The following is a 24,887-nucleotide window of genomic DNA, read 5'->3' on the forward strand; positions in this document are numbered from 1 at the left end:
TAGCATGCGACCTCTATTGATCTTCTCCTCACCGGACTCGTCATGCCACTTCGCTCTCCACTCAATTCCCAGCGTTCGTTGATCCTGACGTTGGTGGTCCTGCTGGGGAGCGGTTTTCTGGCGACATCTCTGCTCAGTTATTACGCCTCGCGGGCGTCGATTCGCGACAGCATCGTCAACACCGAACTGCCGTTGACCTCGGACACGGTGTATTCGGAGATCCAGAAAGACCTGGTCCGGCCGATCCTGATCTCATCAATGATGGCTCGTGACACCTTCATGCGTGACTGGGTGGTGGCTGGCGAGCACGACCCGGAACAAATGACCCGTTACCTCAACGAAGTCATGAGTCACTACAGCGCCTATACGGCCTTTTTTGTCTCCAATACCAGCCTCAAGTATTACCAGGCCAAAGGCGTCTTAAAGAAAATCGACGCCAATGAGCCACGCGACATCTGGTACTACCGGGTACGCGACATGGCTGCGCCCTACGAAATCAACGTCGATCCAGACATGGCCAACAAGGACAACCTGACCTTCTTCATCAACTACAAGGTGTTCGATTACAAAGACAACTTCATCGGCGCCACGGGTGTGGGCCTGACCGTGGATGCGGTGATCAAGCTAATCGATCGTTATCAGCAGCGGTATCAACGGAGCGTGTATTTCGTCGACGCCTTCGGCCGGATTGTGCTCACGGGCGCTCAAGGTGGACCACTGGGAGCCGTCATCGGCCAGTCCCTCAAGGACATGCCGGGCCTGAACGACTTGCACGACAAACTGCCGAGGCCACAGACCGGCAGTTTCGAATACCAGACGCAAGGCCAGAACCATTTTCTCAACGTGCGCTTCATCCCAGAACTGAACTGGTACCTGTTCGTCGACAAACAGGAAGGCGGCGCCCTCACCGATATCCGCCAGTCGCTGTACCTGAACCTGTTCATCTGCCTGGTAGTGACACTGGTGGTCATGTTCTTGCTGCACCGGGCCATCGGCCGCTATCAGCGTAAGATCGAAGCCCAGGCCACCCTCGACAGCCTCACGGGCCTGCCCAATCGCCGCGGCTTCGATTTGATGGCGCTCAAGGCCATGCAGGAAGCGCAACGCGAGCCCAAGCCCTTGGCGGCGCTACTGATCGACATCGACCATTTCAAGCGTCTCAATGACGACCATGGCCATCTGGCGGGCGATGAAGTGCTCGTAGGCTTCGCTCAGGACCTGCAAAGCTGCCTGCGTCAGTCGGATATCATTTGTCGCTGGGGCGGCGAAGAGTTCATCATCCTGCTCAAGGACACCAACAGCGCCAGCGCTCAGCAAGTCGCGGAAAAAATCCGTCTGCTGGCAGAGCAGCACTCCTACACCTTTTCCGCCACGTCGTTGCAGATCACCGTCAGCGTTGGCCTGACTGAACTGCAGCCTGACGACACCCTGCACAGCCTGATTGCCCGCGCCGACCACGCGTTGTATCGCGCCAAACACACCGGGCGCAATCGGGTGTGCATGGAGAGGGCCCGGTCTCAGTTTGAATAGGCGCGCCATGCACAGCCAGACGATGGAAAAAAGCTCAATCGATCCTGACCGCTGCCCGGTCTGCGGCGCCAGCAACCGCTGCACCCTCGCCGACCCACGTACGGCGACGCAACCCTGCTGGTGCTTTTCAGTCAGTATCGACCCGACTGTACTCCAAGCGCTGCCGCTGGAAGTGCGCAATGCTGCCTGCCTGTGCCCGCGTTGCGCGCAGATCGAAACCGACGTTCAGTCGAAGCCCAACGACTAGATCGCGTACCATGCCCGCCCCTTTCCCGGTCGTCTGTCACTGCCATGCGTCTTGATCGATTCCTCAGCAACCTGCCGCGCTTCAGCCGCAAAGATGTGCGATTTGCGTTGGTGGCCAAGCGCATCAAGGTCGACGGTCAGACCGTCAACGACCCCCTTCACGAGGTGCGTGAGTTCACCCGTGTGGAATGCGACGACGACGTATTGCAAGCCGGCAAACCGGCACGCTATTTCATGCTGCACAAACCACCGGGCTGCGTCAGCGCGACGCTCGACCCACAGCATCCAACGGTGCTCGACTTGCTGGATGAGCCGGACAAAGAAGACCTGCACATCGCCGGTCGACTTGATTTCAACACCACGGGCCTGATGCTGATCACCAATGACGGTGTGTGGTCGCGACGATTGACCCAGCCGCAGACCAAGCTGGCAAAAATTTACTACGTAGAAACCGAGCAAACGATCAGCGACGACTACGTACAAAAATTCGCTGAAGGGTTTTATTTCGCGTTTGAAGACCTCACCACTCAGCCCGCCGAACTGACCCTGTTGGGGCCTCACTGCGCGCGGCTGAGCATCGTCGAGGGCCGCTACCATCAGGTCAAACGCATGTTCGGCCACTTCAACAATAAAGTCCTGCGCCTGCATCGCGAGCGCATGGGCCCCCTGCAACTGGACGCCGATTTGGCGCCTGGGCAATACCGCGCCTTGAGCACCGAAGAAATCCTCGCGATCTGATCAAACCGACCACTCAGCAGAAGTTGTCCAACAATTTACCAATGGCACTTGCGGGTTGTCCCCGAGCCTGCTTGAATCCAATCGTCAGTCTCCATGTGACTGATTGGTCACCCACTCATTCTAAGAAACTTTTTGCCGTCTCGAGAACCTCAGGTTCCGTGCCGACAAACCGCCCGCCAATAACAATACCTGTCGAACAGATCGTTTCGGATCGACATGGGGCCCCCTTTCCAGGCGCATGCCTACCTGTCACGAAACTCGTGCAACCTCTTTTGCGCGCATACCTGTTTTCGCCAGGAGTCTATGTTATGAGGCCAGAAATCGCTGTGCTTGATATACAAGGTCAGTTCCGGGTTTACACGGAGTTCTACCGCGCAGATGCCGCAGAAAAGACCATTATTCTGGTCAACGGCTCGATGGCCACTACTGCGTCCTTTGCTCAGACCGTTCGCAACCTGCACCCGCAATTCAACGTGGTGCTGTACGACCAACCCTACGCGGGCAAATCCAAAGCGCACAACCTGCACCGGCAGCCGCTAACCAAAGAGCTCGAAGGTCAGATCCTGCTTGAGCTGATCGACCACTTCGCCGCCGAACATGTGCTGTCCTTTTCCTGGGGCGGTGCAGCAACCTTGATTGCCCTGGCGCAGAAACCACGACGTATTGAAAAAGCTGTCATCAGCTCGTTCTCACCCGTGGTCAACGAACACATGCGCGATTACCTCGAACGCGGCGTCAAGCACCTCGGTGCGTTTGATCGCCACGAGGTCGGCTATCTGGTGAACAACACCATCGGTAAACACTTGCCGTCGTTGTTCAAGCGCTTCAACTACCGGCATGTCAGCAGCCTGGATATCCATGAATACGTGCAAATGCACTTTCATATCAGCCAAGTGCTGACCACTGACCAACTGTGCTACGTCGACGCCGCGAAACGCATCGACGTGCCCGTGTTATTCCTCAACGGCGAGTGGGACGAATACACCGCAGCAGACGACGCCCAGCTTTTCGGCGACCACGTGCGCCATAGCGAGTTCTGCACCCTCCGGGCCACCGGCCACTTTCTGGACATGGAACACAAAGCCGCCTGCCGCGACTCGCAAGAGGCCTTGTTGAGTTTCCTCAAGCCCACACCCGTCGCAAAACGGCCACGCTACACCCAGGTACAGAGCCACCATGCATTTGCACTGTGAACTGAAATCACTCGCCCTTGTAGGTCGCTATCGAGCGCAGTTTTCGGCAGCGCCTACAGGGAATGCGTGTTTCACGTGACGACGTAATCTGTCACGCAGCAGGTTTACCCGAAAAAAACGCCAGAAAAACCCACCTGGAAAAAATAGCGCTTCAGTTCAGCGCCGACATCTGGTACAAAGTCAGCCGCTCAAAGCGGGTGTCGTATAATGGTATTACTCCAGCTTCCCAAGCTGATCACGCGGGTTCGATTCCCGCCACCCGCTCCACTTTCCTGACTTCACATGTTCCCGCGTATAGAGGAGAGCAGTGAAAACCAAAAAACCGGCCTCTTAGCCGGTTTTTTTATGCCTGTAAGTTTTCGTATAGCGGTCGGCCATGGGGAAATGACGGCTTAACGCGCAAGCCGCTGCCGTGAGTCAAATCTCGTCTGAGCATTTGACTCACCGCGCAGGACCTTCAAACGCGAAACTGATCCATCAGTTTCATCTGGTGAGTCGCCAAGGCGTTGAGTTGGTGGCTGACCTGCGCCGACTCGGTGGCCTGACCGGCAAGGGTCTCGGTGACGGTGCGAATGGCCGAGACGTTGCGGTTGACCTCTTCGGCGACGGCGCTTTGCTGTTCGGCCGCGCTGGCGATCTGCAGGTTCATGTCGCTGATCACCGTGACTGCGTCACTGATTTTGCTCAGAGCCTGAACCGCTTGATGAATGTGCTCAGCGTTCTCCTGGGCCTTGCTGTGGCTTGAATGCATGGTCTGCACGACGCCGCGAGTGCCGCTTTGGATGCGCTCGATCACGTGGCGAATCTCTTCCACGGAATCCTGGGTGCGCTTGGCGAGGTTGCGTACCTCGTCGGCGACTACCGCAAAACCGCGCCCGCTTTCGCCGGCACGCGCAGCCTCGATGGCGGCATTGAGGGCCAACAGGTTGGTTTGCCCGGCAATGCTGCGGATCACTTCCAGCACCGAACCCACCTGCTCACTATTGACCGCCAACGCTTCGACTTCGGTCACGGCATTACTGACTTCTTCGGCCAGCAGGGTGATATCGCGTGTACTGCGCTCGATGATCGTCAAACCGTCCTTGACCGACTGGTCAGCACCTCGAGCAGCACTGGCCGCACTTGAGGCATTGCTGGCAACGTCCTGAGCGGTAGCGCTCATCTCGTTGGAGGCTGTTGCCACCTGATCGATTTCGCGAAACTGCACCTGCATGCCATCACTGGTACGACGGGCGATGCCTGAAGACTGGTCGGCGGTTGCACGGGCTTCGGTGACGCTTTGTTTGATCTGGGCGATGGTCGGTTGCAGTTTGTCGAGGAAGCGGTTGAACCAGCTGACCAGTTCACCGAGTTCATCGCGCTTGGCGTATTTCAGGCGCTGTGTCAGGTCGCCGTCACCGCTGGCAATGTCCTTGAGCATGGCCGCCACACTGTTGATCGGCCGAGTCACGCCCGAGGCCGTCAGCCAGATCAGCAGCAGACCCAGTAGACCCGCGAGGGCTGCGACCAACAGAGCCTTGACGGTGCCACTGGTTTTCGCGGCGTCGAGCACGGCCTGCAATTTGACCGCGTCGGCCAGGAGCACCTGTTCTGGCAAGTCGATGACCACACCCCAAGGGGTAGCACCGGGGATCGGTGTCACCGGAAAAATCGCCCGGATCACGTCGCCCTGTTTGACCACGCTGACCTTGTTGGTGCCGATCGCCCGGAGGATGTCCTTACCGTCGCCGCCCAAGACCTGCTCAATGCCTTTGCCCAGGGTGCCGGCGTCGACGCTGTTGGCTGTCAACAAGCCACTGCCCGAGACAATCAGCATGTGCCCGGCGCCGTCGAACAGTTCTTTCTGGGAGCTGACCGCCTCTGCCTGTAGCGAACTCAGGGCCAGGTCCACACCCACCACACCGATGACCTTGCCGTCGACACGAACGGGCACGGCGATGGTTGTCATCAACACCAGTTTGCCGCCGACCGTGTCGGCGTAGGGCTCAAGCAGGCAGGTCTTGCCACTATGGAGCGCGCAGGTGTACCAGGTGTTGTAGGGCATACCGCTGAGGTTCAGTTCAGTCTTGGTCATGTCGCTTTCGAGAATGACGGTGTTCAGGCTAGTGTCATCGGCACGGCTCCAGTAAGAGGAAAACCGTCCCACTTCGTTGGCACTGTGCTTGGCGTCATTGGCAAACTCAGTGTCTCGACCATCCAGTGCGTTAGGCTCGAAGGATAGCCAGATACCCAGCACGCCGGTGTTGCGTTCAAAGACGGTGCCCAGGCTGTGGTTGAGCTCTTCGCGCAGCGCGGCGGCGTCCAGTGAGCGGTGACCGGCCATGGTGCGTATGTCGACGACTTGGTCGGCCATTGCATTGACGATCAGCAGACTGTCACCAAATGTCTTTTGTACCCGTAGCGCTTTTTCCGTCGCCTTTGCCTGTAACAGGTTCTGCACACTGTCGGTGAGCATTTTCTTGCTTGAGGCGCCGACCAGTTGGTCATTCTGGTTAGTCTGGTAAAAATTCATCCCGACGATCAATCCAACCACACCCAGCAGGCAAAGTCCTGAGAGCAATACAATCTTCAGGCGGATAGAAAAGTTATCGAACATAAGTGTTCTCATAGTGGACCGGCCGGGAGGATGGCGAGAGTCGCATACGGTGTTACCCGCCATATTCTTGTAGTTATATATTTGTAACGGCCTTGGGCCTCGTAACTTGAGACCGAGGCCTTTTTGGGTCGAGGCCACACGGATCGCCGATGATCGTGATCGGTTAGCCCCATGTACCGAATACGTACCAGAACCGTTACCCGATGAGACTGGAGATAGTCGCGCCGGGGAGTGTATAAAATATCCACTTCAACCCGGATATCCGCATCATGCCTGCCAACAGTCACGCGTGTTCAGATCAGGTCGATGCTGACCTGATCAAGATCACTCGTCTATTCGCCACGCCTATCGCCAGCTTGATCCACCCAGAGCATGAGCTTCTGAACGAACAACTGCGGTCGGTCATCCTGGAGCGTTCGGCACACGACCTTGGCACATTGCACAGTAACGATGGCGGCTGGCAATCTCAGGACGACTTCGCCACGTGGGCTGGTGAGCCTGGCGCAAAACTGGTCGCCTTCGCACAGGAGCTGGCCAACCAGCTGTCAGCCATCAGCTCGCCGGAGCACGGTCTCATAGAAGCTCATTTGCAGTGGCGCTACAGCGCATGGGCAAATATCAACCGCAAGGGCCACTCCAACTCATTACATGCGCACCCGGGGGCATTTTGGTCTGGAGTGTATTGGGTAGACGATGGCGGTCGCGGGCACAATCCTGAACTCGGAGGCGAACTGGAATTCATCGACCCGCGTGGGATCACACCGGCGCTGCTCAATCCCGCCCTGCGCATGCGCATCGCGGGTTGTCTGGCGGCAGGCTACGCGAGCACAGTCACGCCCTCAAGCGGTACGCTGCTGATGTTTCCCTCCTGGCTAATGCACGCTGTGCGTCGCTACGAAGGTGATCGGCCGAGGATTTCCGTGGCGTTCAACTTTGCTATTTGAGCCGACGTTATCGCAGTGCCATCAAGGACAGACACCGGTTTCCTGTTCTGGAATCACAGGTCTGTCCTGACGTTCGAGCCTCTTCACACCCCGCCCTTCAATTTCCGCACTGCCGTTATCTCCGGCAAATCCACGCGTCTTACATAAACCCGCAGTGGCTCGGTGATGTTCAGCCGGTCATCAATGTTCTGCTCCAGCAACAACGCCAACAGGTCGCGCTTGAGTGTCATGACCTGGTTATCACCAGCTTGCCAGACGAATTCGTGAGTCGGCGTGATGGTATGGTCGGGCACGTCCATGCCAAAGGCGTCTTCGCTGAAACGAACGATGTACCGGTCCGCTTTGTGGTGGTAGCCGACAAAGCCTTTAAGCAGGTCGGAAGCGTCACAAATGACGCTCGAGGTAATGCTCATGGTTAGCCTCTGGGACGTATCAAAGTGCGCTGCGGAAAATCGCTTCGATCTGAAGCTGTTCAGCCGGGCGCGGATTGGTCAGGCCGCAGGCGTCTTTCAAGGCGTTGGCAGCCAGGGTTGGAATGTCTTCCTCCTTGACGCCCAGTTCTCTGAGGCCCGCAGGGATGTCGACGGCACGGGACAGATTGCGAATCGCGGCGATGGCCGCCCGGCTGCCGTCGTCGGGGGAGAGGCCGCGCGTGTCTTCACCCATGGCGTGGGCAATGTCGGTCAGCCGTGACGGGCAGACGCTGGCGTTGAAGCTTTCGACATGGGGCAGCAAGATTGCGTTGCACACGCCGTGGGGCAAGTTATAGAAGCCACCCAATTGGTGAGCCATCGCGTGCACGTAACCCAAGGAGGCGTTGTTGAACGCCATGCCCGCGAGAAACTGCGCATACGCCATGTTTTCCCGCGCAACCATGTCGCTGCCATTGGCCACGGCCTGGCGCAGGTTATCGGCGATCAGCGCCATGGCTTTCAGGGCGCAGGCATCGGTGATCGGGGTAGCGGCCGTTGAGACGTAGGCTTCAATGGCGTGGGTCAGTGCGTCCATGCCCGTGGCTGCCGTGAGCGCTTTAGGCATCGCGACCATCAATCCGGGATCGTTGACGGAGAGCACGGGGGTGACATTACGGTCGACGATGGCCATTTTGATGTGGCGGACTTCGTCAGTGATGATGCAAAACCGCGTCATCTCGCTGGCTGTGCCCGCCGTGGTGTTGATTGCAACTACAGGCAACTGCGGCTTGGCCGACTGATCGACACCTTCGTAGTCGCTGATGTGCCCGCCGTTGGTCGCGCACAATGCGATACCTTTTGCGCAATCGTGGGGCGAGCCGCCGCCGAGGGAGATTACGAAATCGCAGCCGCTGTTCTTGAGCAGCGCCAGGCCCTTCTCAACGTTACCCACGGTAGGGTTGGGTTGTGCGCCGTCGAACACCAAGGCATCGATGTCCTGTTCGGCCAACAACCCGACGATTTTCGCCGCAACACCGGCCTTGGCCAGCCCGACGTCGGTTACGATCAACGCTTTGTGAAATCCGAAGTTGCGGATGGCGGTCATCGCTTCGGCCATGCAGCCAATGCCCATGATGTTCACCGCAGGAATAAAGAAAGTGCTGCTCATGGCAAGTCCCCTGTAACCAAGCCAAGCCAGTCGATCCGGTTTGGCGAATGCGTGCAGCATCTTCTGATTGCAAACATTTCGCATTGATCTGGCTCAATACCGGCATCAACGTCGGGATCAGCCGATAGGCGTGATAAAGTCCCGGCGCTGCCTTTCCCCGACCTGACGACGAACAGAGACTATGGACTTCACGGATTTTGACGCTGAGCTTGCAGACTGGAATGAGCTGCGGGCGACCACCCCATTTTCCGGTTTGCTGATCGGAAACGGCGCGAGCATGGCGGTGTGGAAGAACTTTTCTTACGACTCGCTCTTCGAAAAAGCCGAGACCACCCGTAACAAACCGTTGAGCCATACCGAACTCGCCGTATTCAAGGCCATAAACACCAGCAATTTCGAGCCGATCCTGAGTGCGCTGAAAACCACCATGAGGGTCAACGCAGCACTGACCATCAGTTCTTCATCGCCACGTAATCGGTATTTCGCGATTAAAGAAGCCCTGATCCACGCCGTGCGTTCAGTCCACATTCCATGGCGTCTGGTGGAAGAAAGTACCCTGACCCGTCTCAATCAAGAACTCAGCCAGTACCGTACTGTTTATTCGACCAACTATGACTTGCTCTGCTATTGGGCCGTGATGCAGTCGCCGCAGGCCTTCAACGACCTGTTCGACGATGACGCCACTTTCGACCTCAGCAATACGCCGACCAATGCCACGCGCATTCTTTATCTGCACGGCGGCTTGCACCTTGTGAAAAACCTTGATGGCAGCGTTCGCAAACTGCTGTCATCGGAAAGCACCCTGCTGGGCAGCTTCGCCATCAATGCCCTGGACGACGTGCCGCTATTCATCAGCGAAGACAACAGCGAGAACAAGCTGAAGATGATCCGCCACTCGGATTACCTGTCTTTCTGCTACTCGCAACTTGCGACTCATGAAGACGCCCTGTGCATCTTCGGCCACGCCCTTGGCACCCAGGACAAACACATCGTCGACGCGATCAGGCATGCCGGGGTCAAGACCATCGCCCTCTCCATTTACCCGCGCAGCGCCGCCTTTATCCAACACCAAAAGCGGCACTACAGCAGCGTCTTCGCGGGGCTGGATGTGACCTTGAAGTTCTTCGATGCCAAGACCCACCCGCTGGGCAGCCCTGAGTTGTCGGTGCCCGTCGAACGTCTGAATACGACTGTAAGCGCACCGAAACCAGTGGGCTCAAAGCGCTGAGAGCAATTCACGCCTGAAGAAGCACCCGAACTGTACGGATAAATCTCTCTGTAGCTGTGAGGGCGCGTGCGGGTCGGTTTGTGGCTAGATGAGATGCTCTTGTATCCCATAACAACAAGGCCACGTTTCGATCATGTCCTCTCGCGAAAACACCGGTATGGCCTTGGGCCTGATCGGGGTGATTATTTTCAGTCTGACGCTGCCCATGACCCGCATCGTGGTCCAGGAAATCCACCCACTCCTCAATGGCCTGGGCCGCGCATTACTGGCGGCGATTCCAGCCGCGGCGCTGTTGCTTTGGCAGCGCGAAAAGTGGCCGACCTGGGCGCAGATCAAAGGTCTGAGTCTGGTAGCGCTTGGAGTGATTGTCGGTTTTCCGGTGCTGTCCGCCTGGGCGATGAAAACCCTGCCTGCGTCCCACGGCGCGCTGGTCAATGGCCTGCAACCCTTGTGCGTGGCGATCTATGCGGCGTGGCTCTCACATGAGCGCCCATCGAAAGCCTTCTGGGCCTGTGCGGCATTGGGCAGTGCGCTGGTGCTCGGCTATGCGTTGATCAGCGGTGCGGGGAATATTCAGGCGGGCGACGTGTGGATGCTGGCGGCGGTGGCCATCGGCGGGCTGGGTTATGCCGAAGGCGGCCGTCTGGCCAAGCAGATGGGGGGTTGGCAGGTGATCTGTTGGGCCTTGGTCCTGTCCAGCCCGCTGCTGCTCGGGCCGGTGATTTATCTGGCATTGCAGCATCAAGGACCGATCTCCACCGGCACGTGGTGGGCATTTGGTTATGTGTCGATTTTCTCGCAATTCATCGGCTTCTTCGCCTGGTATGCCGGCCTGGCCATGGGCGGCATCTCGCGAGTCAGTCAGGTGCAACTGCTGCAGATTTTCTTCACCATCGTCTTTTCAGCGCTGTTTTTCGGTGAGCACATCGAGCCAATTACCTGGGTGTTCGCGGCCGGCGTCATCGCTACGGTGATGTTGGGACGCAAGACCACGGTCATTGCGCCCAAGCCGATCACCACCCGAGTCTAATCAGCTGATGTAGCCGTCTGCCTGGAGCAGGGTTTCCAGGCAGTGTTCCTGAATACCGTAGAACGCTTTCAATTCCTGGATTTTGCTCAACAACTCCGGCTGTTTGAGCGGCTCGGCGCGTTTGACCGCAAGAATCATTTTGTTCTTGTTGGTGTGCTCCAGCGAGATGAACTCGAACACCTTGGTCTCGTAACCGCAGGCTTCAAGGAACAGGGCACGCAAACTGTCGGTAACCATTTCTGCCTGCTGGCCCATGTGCAAACCGTATTGCAGCATTGGCCGCAACAGCGTCGGGCTTTGAATCTGCAAGCGGATCTGTTTATGGCAGCACGGCGAGCACATGATGATCGACGCCCCGGAACGAATACCCATGTGGATCGCGTAATCGGTGGCGATATCGCAGGCGTGCAAGGCAATCATCACGTCGATGGCACTGGGCGCCACAGTGCGCACATCGCCATGCTGGAACACCAGCCCCGGATGCTCCAAACGCGCAGCGGCGTTGTTGCACAGCGTGACCATGTCCTCGCGCAACTCGACCCCGGTGACATGGCCTTCTGCGTGCAAGGTGTTGCGTAAGTAATCGTGAATCGCAAAGGTCAGGTAGCCCTTGCCCGAACCAAAGTCCGAGACCTTGATCGGCTGATCCAGCGCCAGCGGCGAGGTGCTCAAGGCGTGGGAAAACACCTCAATGAACTTGTTGATCTGCTTCCACTTACGCGACATGGACGGGATCAGTTCGTGCTGTTTATTGGTCACGCCCAAGTCGGTCAAAAATGGTCGATTCAGCTCCAGAAAGCGCTTCTTCTCACGATCATGCTCGACCGAGGGCGCTTCGCGCTGCTGCTGGGCCTTGCTGGTGAACAGCGTACTTTTACCTTTTTTGCTGTATTCCAACTGCACTTCGTCAGTCAACGATAACAAGTGCGCGTTCTTGAACGATTCGGGCAATAAACCCGCGATCACCTCGACCCCTTCCGCCAGCGGGAAATTCTTGGTGATGTCGCGGGTTTTATAGCGATACACGAACGACAGGTGCGGCAGCTCCTTGATCGTCGTCAGCTTGATGATGATGCGCTGCAACTCCACTTCAGCGCCGACGTACTTGGCCAGTACCAGCTTGATAAAGGAGTTCTGCGACAGACTGGTGTCCAGCAGGCTCAAAAACTGCGCACGATGATCCGGCACAGACTGGGTGGACGTTGCAGTGGCTGACATTGGAAAGCGCCTCGGACGGGCTAAAAATAACGAGGCGGCCATTTTAGAAGAGTTGATGGTAGAAGCGTACGATTATTTTCTTATAGGTAAAGCGCCCCATAGCGAGCCAGACAAAATATGACGCGAACATTTCCTACAACAACTGATGAAATAACTTCCGAGCCAAATCCCAAAACGTAAAGTGCGCAGACTGAAATCCGGCTATATTTAAGAGCGTCTAATGAGCAAACAGACTGCAGTGCCCGCTATTAATTTTTATTATCACGCACAGGAAGTGCCCACTCTATGAACAAGCTTATTGAACTAAAAAACGACGACACCTTGGAACACGCTGTAACAAAACCGCTCGATTACTTGAAAATCTCCACGACAGCAGAACAAAATGGTGGCCGCGGCTCAGCGCTCATTCTGACAAAAGAAGACATTCTGACTATCAAGCGTTATGAAAAACAAAGTTTGAACTTCCCGTTGACACTTGCTGAGGTGGAGAACCACCTCGGTTTCAAAACCAGTAACATTAAGGGCCTTGAGCCCATAGACATCCTGCAGACCTATACGAGCATCAACGCCCACGCCAAGCGTTGGGCACCCCTTGAAAGTGAAATAAAACTGGTTGGCACATCACTGGATATATTTGCAACCAGCTTTACCGTCTCCGGCCAAAGAATTCTGAACATCATCGACAGAATGGACATTCTGGACCAACTGGAGTTGACCGTCGCCGACCTGTCACTTGAAAGCATTCAGGACCTGCCATTGGCACCCTTGAATCCAAAAGACCAGAAAATCAAAACGGCGCTGGTTTCTTATTTAAATATAATCGCAGCCGACATCGCGAAATCAAAAAAAGAAACCCATGACGTAAAACAAAAAATCACACATTTTGCAAAGACGCTTGCGGAACAGTTGATCCCGAGCGTGAACGATAAAATCACCCTCACGAGCACGTCCAATCTCAATCAGAAAGTGACAGATTTGGAAAAGGATATTGACGAACTGACGAGCGTGATCGATCAAAAAAACAAAGAATACAAATCGCTAACTACTAACGTCGCATGGGGAGGGTTTGGGGGCCCTATAGGTCTCATCGTTGTCGGTGGAATTATTGGTGCTAAAGCGGAAAAAATCCGCAAGGAAAAAAATAGTCTTATCGCTGAAAAAAACAAAAAAATCAGCTCCCTTAAAATAAAACGTCCACTCGTTGCCGCTCTGCACGGGTTGAGTTTACATTTCCAAAATATGGAAATTCGCATGTTGGATGCCGAACAAAGCTCGAAGAACCTTGAAGACATGTGGGCCGTTCTGGCCAAGTACATCGATCGTTCTGCGGAAGAACTCGAGAGCATCAATAACACCCATGATCTTTTGACGTTTGCCGTACGATTTGAGCGCGTCGTTTCTCCGTGGCATACCATCAAAAATTACACCCACGAATTACTGATTGCGTTCGAAAGCGCACTCACCGAATACAAACTTAGCCGGCATTATTGATTCATAAGGATATGAAATGAACGTTTATCAACTGAACACCTCTTTGCCATTTTCCAGCCCTGACTTGTCGGTCATGGCGGCGTCCAAACAACTGATCAATGTGCAAGCCATGTCTCTGCGACTGGCGTTCCTTTCGGCAATGGACGAAAAACTTCAGCACCTGGATATCACCATCAACCGTGCGGATCAGGTATTCCGGGACGAATTAAGAAATGTCTTCGTCATATTGGACACTACCCACCTGGCGCCTATCGACACCAAAATCCAGCAAATCAAAGACAGCGATCGATTAACGGCAGCCCAACAACAACGCGGCATTGATCTGCTGAACCAAGAGAAAATGCGGATTATCGCCACCGTAATCACCTCCATTCAAAAAGGCGCCAGATCCATCTCCCGGGGTGCCGATGACATCAGTGCAATCAACCTGAAATTGAAAGACGGCACGTTACACACTACATTGCAAAACCGAATCAACACACTGACCCAGAAAAACGCCGGGCTTAATGTTCAGCTCAGCAACATTGTCGATGATCGACGCACGCTGAGTGAAGCCATCAAGGTTTTTGAAAAATATAATATAGCGGACCTGTTCAAGGACACGTTACCTACCGCCGCAGAGTTGGGTGCCTTGAATATAGAGATGCCAGAAATTGCGGCGATTCAGCTGGCGGCAGGCCGACTGGAGAAGTTACTGGAGCATGTCAGTCGCACGCTTAACTACGTAGACCTCATCAACGAGAGGGATAAGCTGCGCAATCGTTATAACGCCCTTACTACCCAATCCCGTGATATTGACGCTGAGATCAACACCCTTATCGATCAGTCCAATCAACTTATGGGGTTGGCCAATGTCGAGCAGACCAAAACCGTTTGGGTGCAAGAGGCCCAAAAAGTCGCTAAATCATTTCAGATCTTTCTAGGTTCAAACAGCAATGACGTTCTGCTCGACGAGAATTTTTCTCAGCACCTTGTTCAACTGAAGGCCTATGTGCATTCTTTTTACACTGTAACCCGCACACTCTAATCAATCTCTCGCCGCAAAAGCAGATGCCTGGGAAACCGTCATCTGCTTTCACTTGCCGGTCACCCCAGCACCACCAACCGATTCGGCAACTCATTGCGCGTCTGCGTCACAGGCACATGGGTCGCCAACAATTCGCCGCAGGCTTCAATGCAACCCAGGAACCCTTGCAAGGTCTTCCCGTCACTGACCTGTTGAGTGAACACCTCGATCAGCGCTTTCCAGACAGTGTCGTCCACACGGCTGCTGATGCCCCGGTCTACGATGATTTCAACATAGCGCTCAGCTTCACAGACGAAGATCAGGATGCCGGTACCGCCGAGCGTATGGTGCAAATTCTGCTCGAGGAATTGGCGGCGAGCCAGGTTACCAGCACGCCAATGGCGTACGGATTTGGGGATCAAACGGGTTGTCACCGCCGGAACGCGCATGATCAGTGCGGCAACGATAAAAGTGGCCATCTGCACCAACAGCAGCTGATTGGCGTTCAGCCAGCCTGGGTAATAGTTGATCAGTCCAGGCAGCAACAGCGCCACCAGCCCAGCCCCGATCAACGGCGCGTACGTGTAATCGTCGGCCTGTGCGGCCAGCACCGTGACCAGTTCGGCATCGGTTCGTTGTTCGACCCGGCGAACGGCCTCGGCGACCTCGCGCTGTTCTTCTTTATTCAGTAAAGCCATGTGCGATCACCTATAGGACCCATCATTTACCAATTACCGGACGCGCCGCCGCCGCCGAAGCTGCCACCACCGCCACTGAAGCCGCCACCACCAGAGCGTGAGCCTCCAGAGCCAAAACCGCCCATGCCGCCCATGAAGCCACCGCCACCGCCTCGTCCTCTGCCCCAGAGCATGTTCATCACGATAAAGATCAAGAACAGCGCCAGGTACACCATGTTCTGCATAGCATCGCCGGAGCCATTGTCGGCGGCGGGCTCGGCCAGCGGGTTGCCTCCGAGCACCTGGATCATGGCCTGCACGGCCTGGCTGATGCCGCCGGAGAAGTTACCGGCCTTGAACGCCGGGGTGAGTATCTGGTTGATGATCACCGAAGACTGGGCATCGGTCAGGCGTTCTTCAAGGCCGTAGCCCACCTCAATCCGCACTTTATGATCATCGCGGGCAACAATCAGCAACGCGCCATTGTCTTTGCCCTTTTGCCCGACACCCCAGAAACGGCCGAGTTGGTAACCATAATCCTCAATGCTGGTGCCTTGCAGGTTGGGCAGCGTGACCACCACAACCTGCTCGCCGGTCGCCTGCTCATGAGCCTCAAGCATGTGTGACAGTTGCGCTGTTGTTTGCGCATCTATCAGGTGCACGGTGTCGACCACGCGTCCGGTCATGGGCGGAAACACCAGCGCGGCCAGAGTCACCGTGGCGCAAGCCAACAGTAAACCCACCAGGGACAGCCGCAGGGCGCGCATCAGAATTTCACTTCAGGGGCTTTCTCGGAGCCTGGCGTCGTGGCTTCAAAGTTCGGCCGGATCGGCAGATCGCTGTACATCACGGTGTGCCAGAGGCGACCGGGGAAGGTACGAATTTCGGTGTTGTAGCGCTCGACCGACGCGATGAAGTCTTTGCGCGCCACGGCGATGCGATTTTCCGTGCCTTCAAGCTGCGATTGCAGGGCAAGGAAGTTTTGGTTGGATTTCAGGTCCGGGTAACGCTCGGAGACCACCATCAGACGACTCAGCGCACTAGTGAGCTCACCCTGAGCTTGTTGGAACTGCTTGAGTTTTTCCGGATCGTTCAAGGTGCTGGCGTCGACCTGAATCGACGTGGCCTTGGCCCGCGCCTCAATGACAGCGGTCAGGGTGGTCTGTTCCTGTTTGGCATAACCGCGCACAGTCTCGACTAGATTGGGGATCAGGTCGGCCCGACGCTGATACTGGTTCTGCACCTGCGCCCAGGCAGCCTTCACCTGCTCGTCATAGGTCGGAATGTTGTTGATGCCACAACCGGCCAATAACGTGCTCAGCAGCATCAGCGCCGTCATGGACCAACTGAAACGAAAGCCCCGTTGTGTTTGCATGTCCTTTTCTCCCCGTTTGAAATGCTTATTCATTCTGACCCGACAGACTGACTTTAGCCAAACCAGACGATCCGCTGCATAATCCGCGGTCAAGACTGGATTGCTAACGCGCAATACGCTAAAACTCCCTGCGCTAAAGATGCTCTGCGCGACAAAGAGTTCAGTGGCGACCCCTTCGCCCTGATCGACAATAAGCGCAACAGGCTCAATACCCAACATTTGGCTGACCAGTACTTAACGTAAGTTGCTGAAGAACGCCTTGAGAAAATAGTCATGAATAAGCTGTGTTTGCTGGGCCTTGTCGTCGGCCTGGCCAGTCACTCGGTAATGGCCGAGACCAATGACACCACCCTGCAGACTAAAAACGTCTTCATTTCCGACCTGATGAAACAAATGACCCTCGATGAAAAAATCGGGCAGTTGCGACTCATCAGTATCGGCCCCGAAATGCCGCAGCCGAATATCCTCAAGGAAATTGCTGCCGGCAGAATCGGCGGCACGTTCAACTCGATCACCCGTTCCGAAAACCGTCCTTTGCAGGAAGCGGCAGTTGCGAAGAGTCGCCTGAAGATTCCCATGTTTTTCGCCTACGACGTGGTCCACGGCCATCGTACGACCTTTCCGATCAGCCTGGGTCTTGCGGCGAGCTGGGACATGGACGCGATAGCCTTGAGCGGTCGTACGTCAGCCATTGAAGCCAGCGCCGATGGCCTGGACATGACCTTCGCACCGATGGTCGATATCTCCCGCGATCCCCGCTGGGGCCGCAGTTCGGAAGGGTTTGGCGAGGACACCTACCTGGTGTCGCGCATTGCCAAGGTGATGGTCAACGCTTATCGCGGCGAGCATCCCGGTGGCGCTGACAGCCTGATGGCCAGCGTCAAACACTTTGCGCTGTATGGCGCGGTAGAAGGCGGTCGTGACTACAACACCGTCGACATGAGTCCGGTGCGCATGTACCAGGACTACCTGCCGCCTTACCGCGCCGCGATCGATGCCGGTGCAGGCGGGGTAATGGTCGCCCTCAACTCGGTCAACGGCGTACCGGCCACGTCCAATACCTGGTTGATGCAGGACCTGTTGCGCAAGGAGTGGGGCTTCAAGGGCGTGACCGTCAGCGACCACGGCGCCATCAAGGAACTGATCCGCCACGGTGTGGCCAGCGACGAACGTGAAGCCGCCAAGCTGGCGATCAGGAACGGCATTGACCTGAGCATGAATGACTCGGCCTATGGCAAACACTTGCCTGGTCTGCTCAAGGACGGGGAGATTTCCCAAAAAGATATTGATAACGCCGTGCGCGAAGTGTTGGGCGCCAAGTACGACATGGGCCTGTTCGCCGACCCGTACCGTCGTATCGGCAATGCCGCTCATGACCCGGTCGACACCAACGCCGAAAGCCGCCTGCACCGCAAAGAAGCGCGTGAGGTGGCACGCAAGACCATGGTATTGCTGAAAAACGATAACCAGACGTTGCCGCTGAAGAAGCAAGGCACCATCGCGGTGATTGGCTCTCTGGCGACAAGCCAGATGGACATGCTGGGCAGCTGGTCCGCTGCAGGCGTACCGAAACAATCGGTCACTATTTTTGACGGTCTGGCCAATGCGGTCGGCGACAAGGCCAAGCTGGTTTATGCTCGCGGCGCCAATGTCTCTGACAACCCGAAAGTCATTAACTACCTGAATTTCATGGTCACCGAAGTCGAGATCGACCCGCGCCCGGCCGAAGAAATGATTGCCGAGGCGGTCAAGGTTGCCCAGCAGGCTGATGTGGTGGTAGCAGTGGTTGGCGAGTCGCGGGGCATGTCCCACGAATCGGCGAGCCGCACTGACCTTAATATCCCCGGTAGACAGCGCGACCTGATCAAGGCACTCAAAGCCACCGGAAAACCCCTGGTGCTGGTGCTGATGAACGGCCGCCCGCTGACTCTGGTCGAGGAACAGAAACAGGCTGACGCGATGCTCGAAACCTGGTTCACCGGCACCGAAGGCGGTAACGCAATAGCTGACGTGCTCTTCGGTGACTACAACCCGTCAGGCAAATTGCCGATGTCCTTCCCTCGTTCGGTGGGGCAGATTCCGGTTTACTACAACCACCTCCGCACCGGCCGTCCTTTCACGCTCGGTTCGCCCCCGAACTACACGTCAAACTACTTCGAAGAAGAAGTCACTGGCCCGCTCTTTCCCTTCGGTTATGGCTTGAGCTACACCCAGTTCAGTCTGTCGGACGTCACGTTATCCAATAAACATATGAAACGCGGCGGCCAGTTGACCGCCAGCATCGCGGTAAAAAATACCGGCAAGGTTGCTGGCGAAACGGTGGTGCAACTTTATCTGCACGATGTTGCTGCCTCCATCAGTCGCCCGGTCAAAGAGCTGAAGAACTTTCAGAAAGTCATGCTCCAGCCGAAAGAAGAGAAAGTCATCAACTTCGTCATCACTGAAGACGACCTGAAGTTCTACAACCCGGCCCTGAAATACGCTGCTGAGCCGGGCGAATTCAACGTGATGATTGGTCTCGACTCTGAAGACGTGAAAACAGAGAGCTTTGAGTTGTTATAAGCGGCCCTGTATCAGGCGCGGTCCAGCCTCTGGACCGCGTTGCATCCTTCGCGAAGACTGAACGTCACACGACATGAAATCTCGACGTTCACCCAGCGTTCTCGGCCCTGCCCCGTGCTAAGGTGCCTGCCGACTCACTTCCGTCTCCGCCACCATGTCCTTCACTTCCCGCACCTTTCGCCTGCCTCTCTATGTGCTGCTGATCCTGGCGGGCGCGGTGTTGGCCGCCGGACTGGCGATGCAGCAGACCGAACGTCACGCCCTGGCCGACGATGCCGGGCGAGCCCGTGGGCAACTGGCGTTGTATGGCAATACGCTGCACACCCTGATCGAACGCTATCGCGCGCTGCCCGCAGTGCTGGCGCTGGACCCTGAACTGCGTTCGGCCTTGAGCGGACCGGTCAGCTCAACGACTCAGGACACGGTGAACCGCAAACTGGAACGGATCAACAGCGCGGCGCAGTCATCCACCCTGGAGCTGCTCGACCGCAACGGTTTAGCGGTCGGCGCCAGTAACTGGCGTTTGCCGAGTAGCTATGTTGGCCATAACTATGCGTTCCGCCCCTACTTTCTGCAGACCAAAGCCCAAGGCGTGGGGCGCTTTTATGCGGTTGGCGTGACCAGCGGCATTCCCGGTTATTTCTTATCGAACGCCGTCACCAGCGACGCGGGCGATTTTCTCGGTGCCATGGTGGTGAAACTGGAGTTTCCCGAACTGGAACACGAATGGGGCCAAGGCAGCGACCTGCTGCTGGTCAGCGACGCCAAAGGCATTGTGTTCATCGCCAATCAGCCCGGCTGGCGCTATCGCGAGTTGCAGCCGATTTCCGCCAGCGACCGCGCGGAACTGGCCGCCACCCGCCAGTACGACAAACAACCGTTGTCGGCCCTGCATCGTCAAGTGATCCAAGCGTTCGACGACAACGGCCATCTCGTCAGGATCGAAGGCCCCGACGGTGCGGTGGATTATCTGTGGGAGTCTTTGCCACTCACCGCCGAAGGCTGGACCCTGCATCTTTTGCGCAAGCCACAGGTGGCGGCCGAAGACATGCGCAATGCTGCTCTGGCAGCGGCCGGCACCTGGCTGACGTTGGTGTTTCTGAGCCTGTTTCTTTATCAGCGTTGGCGTTTGGCACGCGTGCATCAGCGCAACCGTGAAGAACTGGAGCAACTGGTCGAAGAACGCACCCGCGACCTGCGTACCGCTCAGGACGGGTTGGTGCAGTCGGCCAAACTCGCGGCGTTGGGGCAGATGTCTGCGGCGCTGGCCCACGAGATCAATCAGCCGCTGACCGCCCAACGCATGCAACTGGCCAGCCTGCGTCTGCTGCTTGATCATGGCCGCATCGACGACGCCTATCAGGCCCTGACCCCGCTGGATCAACAACTGACGCGCATGGCAGCGCTGACCGGGCATTTGAAAACCTTTGCCCGCAAAAGCCCCAGCGGCCTGCGGGAACGGCTGGATCTGGCGGCGGTGGTTGATCAGGCGTTGCTGTTGCTCGAGCCCCGGCTGCGTGATGAACGCGTCAGTTGCGTCTTGCACCTGACCCGACCCGCGTACGTGCGCGGTGATGCGATCCGCCTGGAACAGGTGCTGATCAACCTGCTGCGCAATGCGCTGGATGCCATGCGCGATAAACCGCTCAAGCGTCTGGAAGTACGCATTGAGGCTGAGCAGCCTGCACACAATTCCACTAAGCCCAGGCAATGGCGGCTGACAGTTGGCGACAGTGGCGGCGGCATTGCGCAGGAGCATCTGGCCAACGTTTTCGACCCGTTCTTCACCACCAAACCAGTGGGCGACGGTTTGGGCCTGGGCCTTGCGGTGTCTTATGCCATCGTCCACGAATCCGGCGGCACGCTGTGCGTCGACAATCATGGCGGCGGCGCGCGATTCACACTGACGCTTCCCACTGATCCAGAGGCCTGATCCTGCATGCTGAATTCTGTAATTGTGGTCGATGACGAAGCCAGCATCCGCGATGCGGTGCAACAATGGCTGTCGCTGTCCGGGTTCCGTGTGCAGGTGCACAGCCGCGCGGAAGATTGCCTGGCCGCCCTGCCCGATCATTTCCCCGGCGTAATCCTCAGCGATGTGCGCATGCCAGGGATAAGCGGCCTGGAGTTTCTGGCCCGCCTGCACCGCTTAGACCCGGACTTGCCGGTGATCCTGCTGACCGGGCATGGCGATGTGCCCATGGCGGTGGATGCCATGCGCGACGGTGCCTATGACTTTCTGGAGAAACCCTTCAGCCCGGAAACGCTGATGAGTAGCCTGCGCCGGGCGCTGGAGAAGCGGCAGTTGGTCCTGGAAAACCGACGCCTGCATGAACAAGCCGATGCCAAGTCCAAACTGGACGAAACCCTGCTGGGCGTTGCACCCAGTCTGCACACCCTGCGTCGGCAAGTGCTGGAGCTGTCGCAACTGCCCGTCAACGTGGTCATTCGCGGCGAAACCGGCAGCGGCAAAGAACTGGTCGCGCGCTGCCTGCATGACTTCGGCCCTCGGGCGGGCAAACCCTTTGTCGCACTCAACTGCGCGGCGATCCCCGAGCAGTTGTTCGAAGCCGAACTGTTCGGCCACGAAAGCGGTGCCTTCACGGGGGCGCAGGGCAAACGTATTGGCAAGCTGGAGTACGCCGACGGCGGTACGTTGTTTCTCGACGAAATTGAAAGCATGCCGCTGGCCCAGCAGGTCAAATTGCTGCGCGTTATTCAGGAGCAGCGCCTCGAACGGCTGGGCTCTAACCGGAGCATCTCTGTCGACATCCGGATTATCGCCGCGACCAAACCGGATCTGCTGGAAGAGGCACGGGCCGGGCGTTTTCGCGAAGACCTGGCGTATCGCCTGAACGTGGCCGAACTGCGTTTACCGCCGTTGCGCGAGCGCCGCGAAGACATTCCGCTGCTGTTCGGCCATTTCGCCCGCACCGCCGCCAAACGCCTGGGGCGCAAGGCGCCGGTATTGAGCGGCGCGCAACTGAGCCATCTGCTCAGCCATGACTGGCCGGGTAATGTCCGCGAACTGGCCAACGCGGCAGAACGTCAAGTCTTGGGATTGGGTCAGGCAGAGCCCACAGCCACCGACTCGGGGCAGTCACTGGCCACCCGGCAAGAGGCGTTCGAAGCCCATTGCCTGCGCAGCGCACTGACCCGGCACAAAGGTGACATCAAGGCCGTCCTCCACGAACTGCAACTGCCACGCAGGACCCTCAACGAGAAAATGCAGCGTCACGGCCTGCAACGGGAAATGTTTCTGCTGGGCGCTGAATAAGCCCCTCTATCGGCAACTTTCCGCTCATGGGAATCACGCCAATGAGCGGATTCCCGCCTAAAAAACCAACCAACCTCCTCTAGACCGGCCATCACCGGCCTGGCACAGCTCCTGCTATAGGACTGCCAGGCTGCGCTTGCGCGTGCTCCACTAAAAACAATGACTTAAAGGATCAGTGATGGACATCCCCAACTCTCTGTCTAAAGGGTCGGCTGCCGCGTCGACCAAAGAAAAAACCACAGGCAGTCGCCTGAAATCGATTTTCAGCGGCTCGGTCGGCAACCTGGTCGAGTGGTACGACTGGTACGTCTACGCCGCTTTCTCGTTGTACTTCGCAAAATCGTTCTTCCCTCAGGGCGACACCACCGCACAACTGCTCAACACCGCTGCGATCTTCGCTGTGGGCTTTTTGATGCGCCCGATCGGCGGCTGGCTGATGGGCATTTACGCCGACCGCAAGGGACGCAAAGCTGCACTGATGATATCGGTGTTCTTGATGTGCTTCGGCTCGCTGATCATCGCCTTGACCCCGAGTTACGAAATCATCGGCGTCGGCGCACCGATTCTGCTGATATTCGCCCGCCTGCTGCAGGGCTTGTCCGTGGGTGGCGAGTACGGCACTTCGGCAACTTACCTGAGCGAGATGGCCACCAAAGAGCGTCGCGGCTTCTTCTCCAGCTTTCAGTACGTCACCCTGATCTCCGGCCAGCTCATCGCGCTGGCGGTGCTGATCATCCTTCAGCAAACCCTGACCACTGAGCAGCTGTACGCATGGGGCTGGCGTATTCCGTTCGTGATCGGCGCGCTGTGTGCCGTGGTCGCGCTGTACCTGCGGCGCGGGATGGAAGAGACCGAGTCGTTCACCCAGAAAAAAGAGAAGCCAAAAGAAAGCCTGATGCGCACCTTGATGCGTCATCCGAAGGAGCTGATGACCGTGGTCGGCCTGACCATGGGCGGCACCCTGGCCTTCTACACCTACACCACCTACATGCAGAAATACCTGGTGAACACCGTCGGCATGAGCATCTCCGACTCCACCACCATTTCAGCGGCCACGCTGTTTCTGTTCATGTGCATCCAGCCCTTGGTCGGCGCACTGTCGGACAAAATCGGACGGCGTCCTATCCTGATTGCGTTCGGCGTGTTGGGTACGCTGTTCACGGTGCCGATCCTGACCACCTTGCACACCGTCCAGAGCTGGTGGGGTGCGTTCTTCCTGATCATGGCGGCGCTGATTATTGTCAGCGGTTACACCTCGATCAATGCCGTGGTGAAGGCCGAACTGTTCCCCACCGAAATTCGCGCCTTGGGCGTGGGCTTGCCTTATGCCTTGACCGTATCGATCTTCGGCGGCACCGCGGAATACATCGCGCTGTGGTTCAAAAGCATCGGCATGGAGACGGGCTACTACTGGTACGTCACCGCCTGTATTGCCGTTTCGCTGCTGGTTTACGTGTTCATGAAGGACACCCGAAAGCACTCACGGATTGAAACCGACTGAGCGTGAATGTCGATTTCTAATCGGGACACGCAGTCAAAAAAGGGGTGACCACTTCAAGTGGTCGCCCCTTTTCTTTACACCTCAACGGCCTCCCCAATCGGGCATGAGTGGGTCGCAAGAAAGTCGGAAATATCCATTAGACGTTTGCATACCCCACCGACAACTGCACACATCTACATGATTTTATTGGCTTTTATTAATTATTATTTTTAATGACAGTTAATAGCACCCTTTGTTTAATTATTAACAAAGCTGAGCGGCGTAGCGGCTGAGTGATGACGCGGACAGTGCAAACCGTTTGAGGTAACACCTCTTGGATTTACCTTCAGCCCGGCCTATGCCGGGCTGATTCTTTTACGGAGTTTATGAAAGCCCGTTGTATTGTTGCACCGGCAAACAACACGTAACTTCGGTATGAAAAGTGCGTGCACTACCTCTCCAGAATAATAATTCTACTGCTCACTCTACTGCTGCCAACCTCGTGTCTGACGTCACCGAAAAAGCGAGTACCCAGTGCACATTACCCTCCGTTCCCGACGCCCACTACCACAGCAACCACATGATTTATATTAGAATTTACGTACTATTAATTTCAGCAATAGTCGCTAGCATCCTTAATGACTTCTTAATTAAACCGAGCGGCGTAACATTCACCCCATAGCAACTTACAACCCACGAACATGCAGAGCAAACA

At 56.7% G+C, this 24,887-nt stretch carries 20 protein-coding genes and 1 tRNA gene; 14 read left to right on the forward strand and 7 right to left on the reverse strand.

The window, feature by feature from the left end; all coding sequences use genetic code 11:
• The first annotated feature begins 42 nt into the window (after positions 1–42).
• The 5 genes from QN399_RS01565 to QN399_RS01585 all read left to right on the forward strand — a co-directional run bounded on the left by QN399_RS01565 (position 43) and on the right by QN399_RS01585 (position 3,974).
• A complete protein-coding gene (locus tag QN399_RS01565; protein WP_330200470.1) occupies positions 43–1,530 on the forward strand; it encodes a sensor domain-containing diguanylate cyclase in 1,488 nt (495 codons plus the stop codon).
• A gap of 22 nt (positions 1,531–1,552) precedes the next feature.
• A complete protein-coding gene (locus QN399_RS01570; RefSeq protein ID WP_322182837.1) occupies positions 1,553–1,777 on the forward strand; it encodes a cysteine-rich CWC family protein in 225 nt (74 codons plus the stop codon).
• 44 nt (positions 1,778–1,821) lie between these two features.
• Positions 1,822–2,514, forward strand: a complete 693-nt coding sequence (locus tag QN399_RS01575; protein WP_330200471.1) for a pseudouridine synthase — start codon at positions 1,822–1,824, stop codon at positions 2,512–2,514.
• A 308-nt stretch (positions 2,515–2,822) separates the two neighbouring features.
• Positions 2,823–3,707 (forward strand): alpha/beta hydrolase, encoded by an 885-nt coding sequence (locus QN399_RS01580; RefSeq protein WP_322181578.1) that lies wholly within the window; start codon positions 2,823–2,825, stop codon positions 3,705–3,707.
• Positions 3,708–3,900: 193 nt separating this feature from the next.
• Positions 3,901–3,974: transfer RNA gene (locus tag QN399_RS01585), tRNA-Gly, on the forward strand.
• Between the two features lie 190 nt (positions 3,975–4,164).
• Here the strand turns inward: QN399_RS01585 and QN399_RS01590 are convergent.
• Positions 4,165–6,303 (reverse strand): methyl-accepting chemotaxis protein, encoded by a 2,139-nt coding sequence (locus QN399_RS01590; protein ID WP_330200472.1) that lies wholly within the window; start codon positions 6,301–6,303, stop codon positions 4,165–4,167.
• 269 nt (positions 6,304–6,572) lie between these two features.
• On the opposite strand from QN399_RS01590, the gene QN399_RS01595 reads away from it, so the two are divergent.
• Entirely contained in the window at positions 6,573–7,247 is a 675-nt protein-coding gene (locus QN399_RS01595; protein ID WP_323566305.1) for a TIGR02466 family protein, read from the forward strand.
• 83 nt (positions 7,248–7,330) lie between these two features.
• Here QN399_RS01595 and QN399_RS01600 read toward each other — a convergent pair whose 3' ends face one another.
• Positions 7,331–7,660 carry a DUF2025 family protein gene (locus QN399_RS01600; protein WP_322181586.1) on the reverse strand — a complete coding sequence of 110 codons (330 nt, stop codon included), beginning with the start codon at positions 7,658–7,660 and terminating at the stop codon, positions 7,331–7,333.
• Positions 7,661–7,679: 19 nt separating this feature from the next.
• The gene (gene yiaY, locus QN399_RS01605; RefSeq protein ID WP_322181588.1) at positions 7,680–8,828 is read right to left on the reverse strand and encodes an L-threonine dehydrogenase; all 1,149 of its coding nucleotides are present in this window, start codon (positions 8,826–8,828) and stop codon (positions 7,680–7,682) included.
• 181 nt (positions 8,829–9,009) lie between these two features.
• On the opposite strand from yiaY, the gene QN399_RS01610 reads away from it, so the two are divergent.
• Together QN399_RS01610 and QN399_RS01615 are read left to right on the forward strand one after the other, a co-directional pair.
• Positions 9,010–10,056 carry a DUF4917 family protein gene (locus QN399_RS01610; protein ID WP_322181590.1) on the forward strand — a complete coding sequence of 349 codons (1,047 nt, stop codon included), beginning with the start codon at positions 9,010–9,012 and terminating at the stop codon, positions 10,054–10,056.
• Between the two features lie 133 nt (positions 10,057–10,189).
• Positions 10,190–11,086 (forward strand): DMT family transporter, encoded by an 897-nt coding sequence (locus tag QN399_RS01615; protein WP_322181592.1) that lies wholly within the window; start codon positions 10,190–10,192, stop codon positions 11,084–11,086.
• On the opposite strand, the gene QN399_RS01620 is transcribed toward QN399_RS01615, so the two are convergent.
• Positions 11,087–12,304, reverse strand: a complete 1,218-nt coding sequence (locus tag QN399_RS01620; RefSeq protein WP_322181595.1) for an SAM-dependent methyltransferase — start codon at positions 12,302–12,304, stop codon at positions 11,087–11,089.
• A 285-nt stretch (positions 12,305–12,589) separates the two neighbouring features.
• On the opposite strand from QN399_RS01620, the gene QN399_RS01625 reads away from it, so the two are divergent.
• Both QN399_RS01625 and QN399_RS01630 read left to right on the forward strand, forming a co-directional pair.
• Complete coding sequence (locus QN399_RS01625; RefSeq protein ID WP_330200473.1) at positions 12,590–13,795, forward strand: alpha-xenorhabdolysin family binary toxin subunit A; 1,206 nt, start codon at positions 12,590–12,592, stop codon at positions 13,793–13,795.
• Positions 13,796–13,811: 16 nt separating this feature from the next.
• Complete coding sequence (locus tag QN399_RS01630) at positions 13,812–14,822, forward strand: alpha-xenorhabdolysin family binary toxin subunit B (RefSeq protein WP_322181599.1); 1,011 nt, start codon at positions 13,812–13,814, stop codon at positions 14,820–14,822.
• 59 nt (positions 14,823–14,881) lie between these two features.
• On the opposite strand, the gene QN399_RS01635 is transcribed toward QN399_RS01630, so the two are convergent.
• The 3 genes from QN399_RS01635 to QN399_RS01645 are packed head-to-tail and all read right to left on the reverse strand — an operon-like array spanning position 14,882 to position 16,853.
• The gene (locus QN399_RS01635; RefSeq protein WP_322181601.1) at positions 14,882–15,499 is read right to left on the reverse strand and encodes a hypothetical protein; all 618 of its coding nucleotides are present in this window, start codon (positions 15,497–15,499) and stop codon (positions 14,882–14,884) included.
• Between the two features lie 26 nt (positions 15,500–15,525).
• Entirely contained in the window at positions 15,526–16,245 is a 720-nt protein-coding gene (locus QN399_RS01640) for a TPM domain-containing protein (RefSeq protein ID WP_322181603.1), read from the reverse strand.
• Positions 16,245–16,853 carry a LemA family protein gene (locus tag QN399_RS01645; protein WP_322181606.1) on the reverse strand — a complete coding sequence of 203 codons (609 nt, stop codon included), beginning with the start codon at positions 16,851–16,853 and terminating at the stop codon, positions 16,245–16,247. The genes QN399_RS01640 and QN399_RS01645 overlap by 1 nt, the downstream gene beginning before the upstream one ends.
• 273 nt (positions 16,854–17,126) lie before the next feature.
• Here QN399_RS01645 and bglX point away from each other — a divergent pair, with 273 nt between their 5' ends.
• The 4 genes from bglX to QN399_RS01665 all read left to right on the forward strand — a co-directional run bounded on the left by bglX (position 17,127) and on the right by QN399_RS01665 (position 24,193).
• On the forward strand, positions 17,127–19,415 hold the full coding sequence (gene bglX / locus QN399_RS01650) for a beta-glucosidase BglX (protein WP_322217853.1): 2,289 nt from the start codon (positions 17,127–17,129) through the stop codon (positions 19,413–19,415).
• Positions 19,416–19,569: 154 nt separating this feature from the next.
• Entirely contained in the window at positions 19,570–21,348 is a 1,779-nt protein-coding gene (locus tag QN399_RS01655; protein ID WP_330200474.1) for an ATP-binding protein, read from the forward strand.
• Between the two features lie 6 nt (positions 21,349–21,354).
• The gene (locus QN399_RS01660) at positions 21,355–22,692 is read left to right on the forward strand and encodes a sigma-54 dependent transcriptional regulator (RefSeq protein WP_330200475.1); all 1,338 of its coding nucleotides are present in this window, start codon (positions 21,355–21,357) and stop codon (positions 22,690–22,692) included.
• Between the two features lie 178 nt (positions 22,693–22,870).
• On the forward strand, positions 22,871–24,193 hold the full coding sequence (locus QN399_RS01665; RefSeq protein WP_322181612.1) for an MFS transporter: 1,323 nt from the start codon (positions 22,871–22,873) through the stop codon (positions 24,191–24,193).
• The last annotated feature ends 694 nt before the right edge of the window (positions 24,194–24,887 follow it).

Origin of the sequence: Pseudomonas sp. 10C3 (genome assembly GCF_036346185.1) — a bacterium.
GTDB lineage: Bacteria > Pseudomonadota > Gammaproteobacteria > Pseudomonadales > Pseudomonadaceae > Aquipseudomonas.

Bases quoted from the DNA above. Each gene is read 5' to 3' on its own strand.
- QN399_RS01565 (WP_330200470.1), top strand. From the start codon at position 43: ATGCCACTTCGCTCTCCACTCAATTCCCAGCGTTCGTTGATCCTGACG.
- QN399_RS01570 (WP_322182837.1), top strand. From the start codon at position 1,553: ATGGAAAAAAGCTCAATCGATCCTGACCGCTGCCCGGTCTGCGGCGCC.
- QN399_RS01575 (WP_330200471.1), top strand. From the start codon at position 1,822: ATGCGTCTTGATCGATTCCTCAGCAACCTGCCGCGCTTCAGCCGCAAA.
- QN399_RS01580 (WP_322181578.1), top strand. From the start codon at position 2,823: ATGAGGCCAGAAATCGCTGTGCTTGATATACAAGGTCAGTTCCGGGTT.
- QN399_RS01590 (WP_330200472.1), bottom strand. From the start codon at position 6,303: ATGTTCGATAACTTTTCTATCCGCCTGAAGATTGTATTGCTCTCAGGA.
- QN399_RS01595 (WP_323566305.1), top strand. From the start codon at position 6,573: ATGCCTGCCAACAGTCACGCGTGTTCAGATCAGGTCGATGCTGACCTG.
- QN399_RS01600 (WP_322181586.1), bottom strand. From the start codon at position 7,660: ATGAGCATTACCTCGAGCGTCATTTGTGACGCTTCCGACCTGCTTAAA.
- yiaY (WP_322181588.1), bottom strand. From the start codon at position 8,828: ATGAGCAGCACTTTCTTTATTCCTGCGGTGAACATCATGGGCATTGGC.
- QN399_RS01610 (WP_322181590.1), top strand. From the start codon at position 9,010: ATGGACTTCACGGATTTTGACGCTGAGCTTGCAGACTGGAATGAGCTG.
- QN399_RS01615 (WP_322181592.1), top strand. From the start codon at position 10,190: ATGTCCTCTCGCGAAAACACCGGTATGGCCTTGGGCCTGATCGGGGTG.
- QN399_RS01620 (WP_322181595.1), bottom strand. From the start codon at position 12,304: ATGTCAGCCACTGCAACGTCCACCCAGTCTGTGCCGGATCATCGTGCG.
- QN399_RS01625 (WP_330200473.1), top strand. From the start codon at position 12,590: ATGAACAAGCTTATTGAACTAAAAAACGACGACACCTTGGAACACGCT.
- QN399_RS01630 (WP_322181599.1), top strand. From the start codon at position 13,812: ATGAACGTTTATCAACTGAACACCTCTTTGCCATTTTCCAGCCCTGAC.
- QN399_RS01635 (WP_322181601.1), bottom strand. From the start codon at position 15,499: ATGGCTTTACTGAATAAAGAAGAACAGCGCGAGGTCGCCGAGGCCGTT.
- QN399_RS01640 (WP_322181603.1), bottom strand. From the start codon at position 16,245: ATGCGCGCCCTGCGGCTGTCCCTGGTGGGTTTACTGTTGGCTTGCGCC.
- QN399_RS01645 (WP_322181606.1), bottom strand. From the start codon at position 16,853: ATGCAAACACAACGGGGCTTTCGTTTCAGTTGGTCCATGACGGCGCTG.
- bglX (WP_322217853.1), top strand. From the start codon at position 17,127: ATGAATAAGCTGTGTTTGCTGGGCCTTGTCGTCGGCCTGGCCAGTCAC.
- QN399_RS01655 (WP_330200474.1), top strand. From the start codon at position 19,570: ATGTCCTTCACTTCCCGCACCTTTCGCCTGCCTCTCTATGTGCTGCTG.
- QN399_RS01660 (WP_330200475.1), top strand. From the start codon at position 21,355: ATGCTGAATTCTGTAATTGTGGTCGATGACGAAGCCAGCATCCGCGAT.
- QN399_RS01665 (WP_322181612.1), top strand. From the start codon at position 22,871: ATGGACATCCCCAACTCTCTGTCTAAAGGGTCGGCTGCCGCGTCGACC.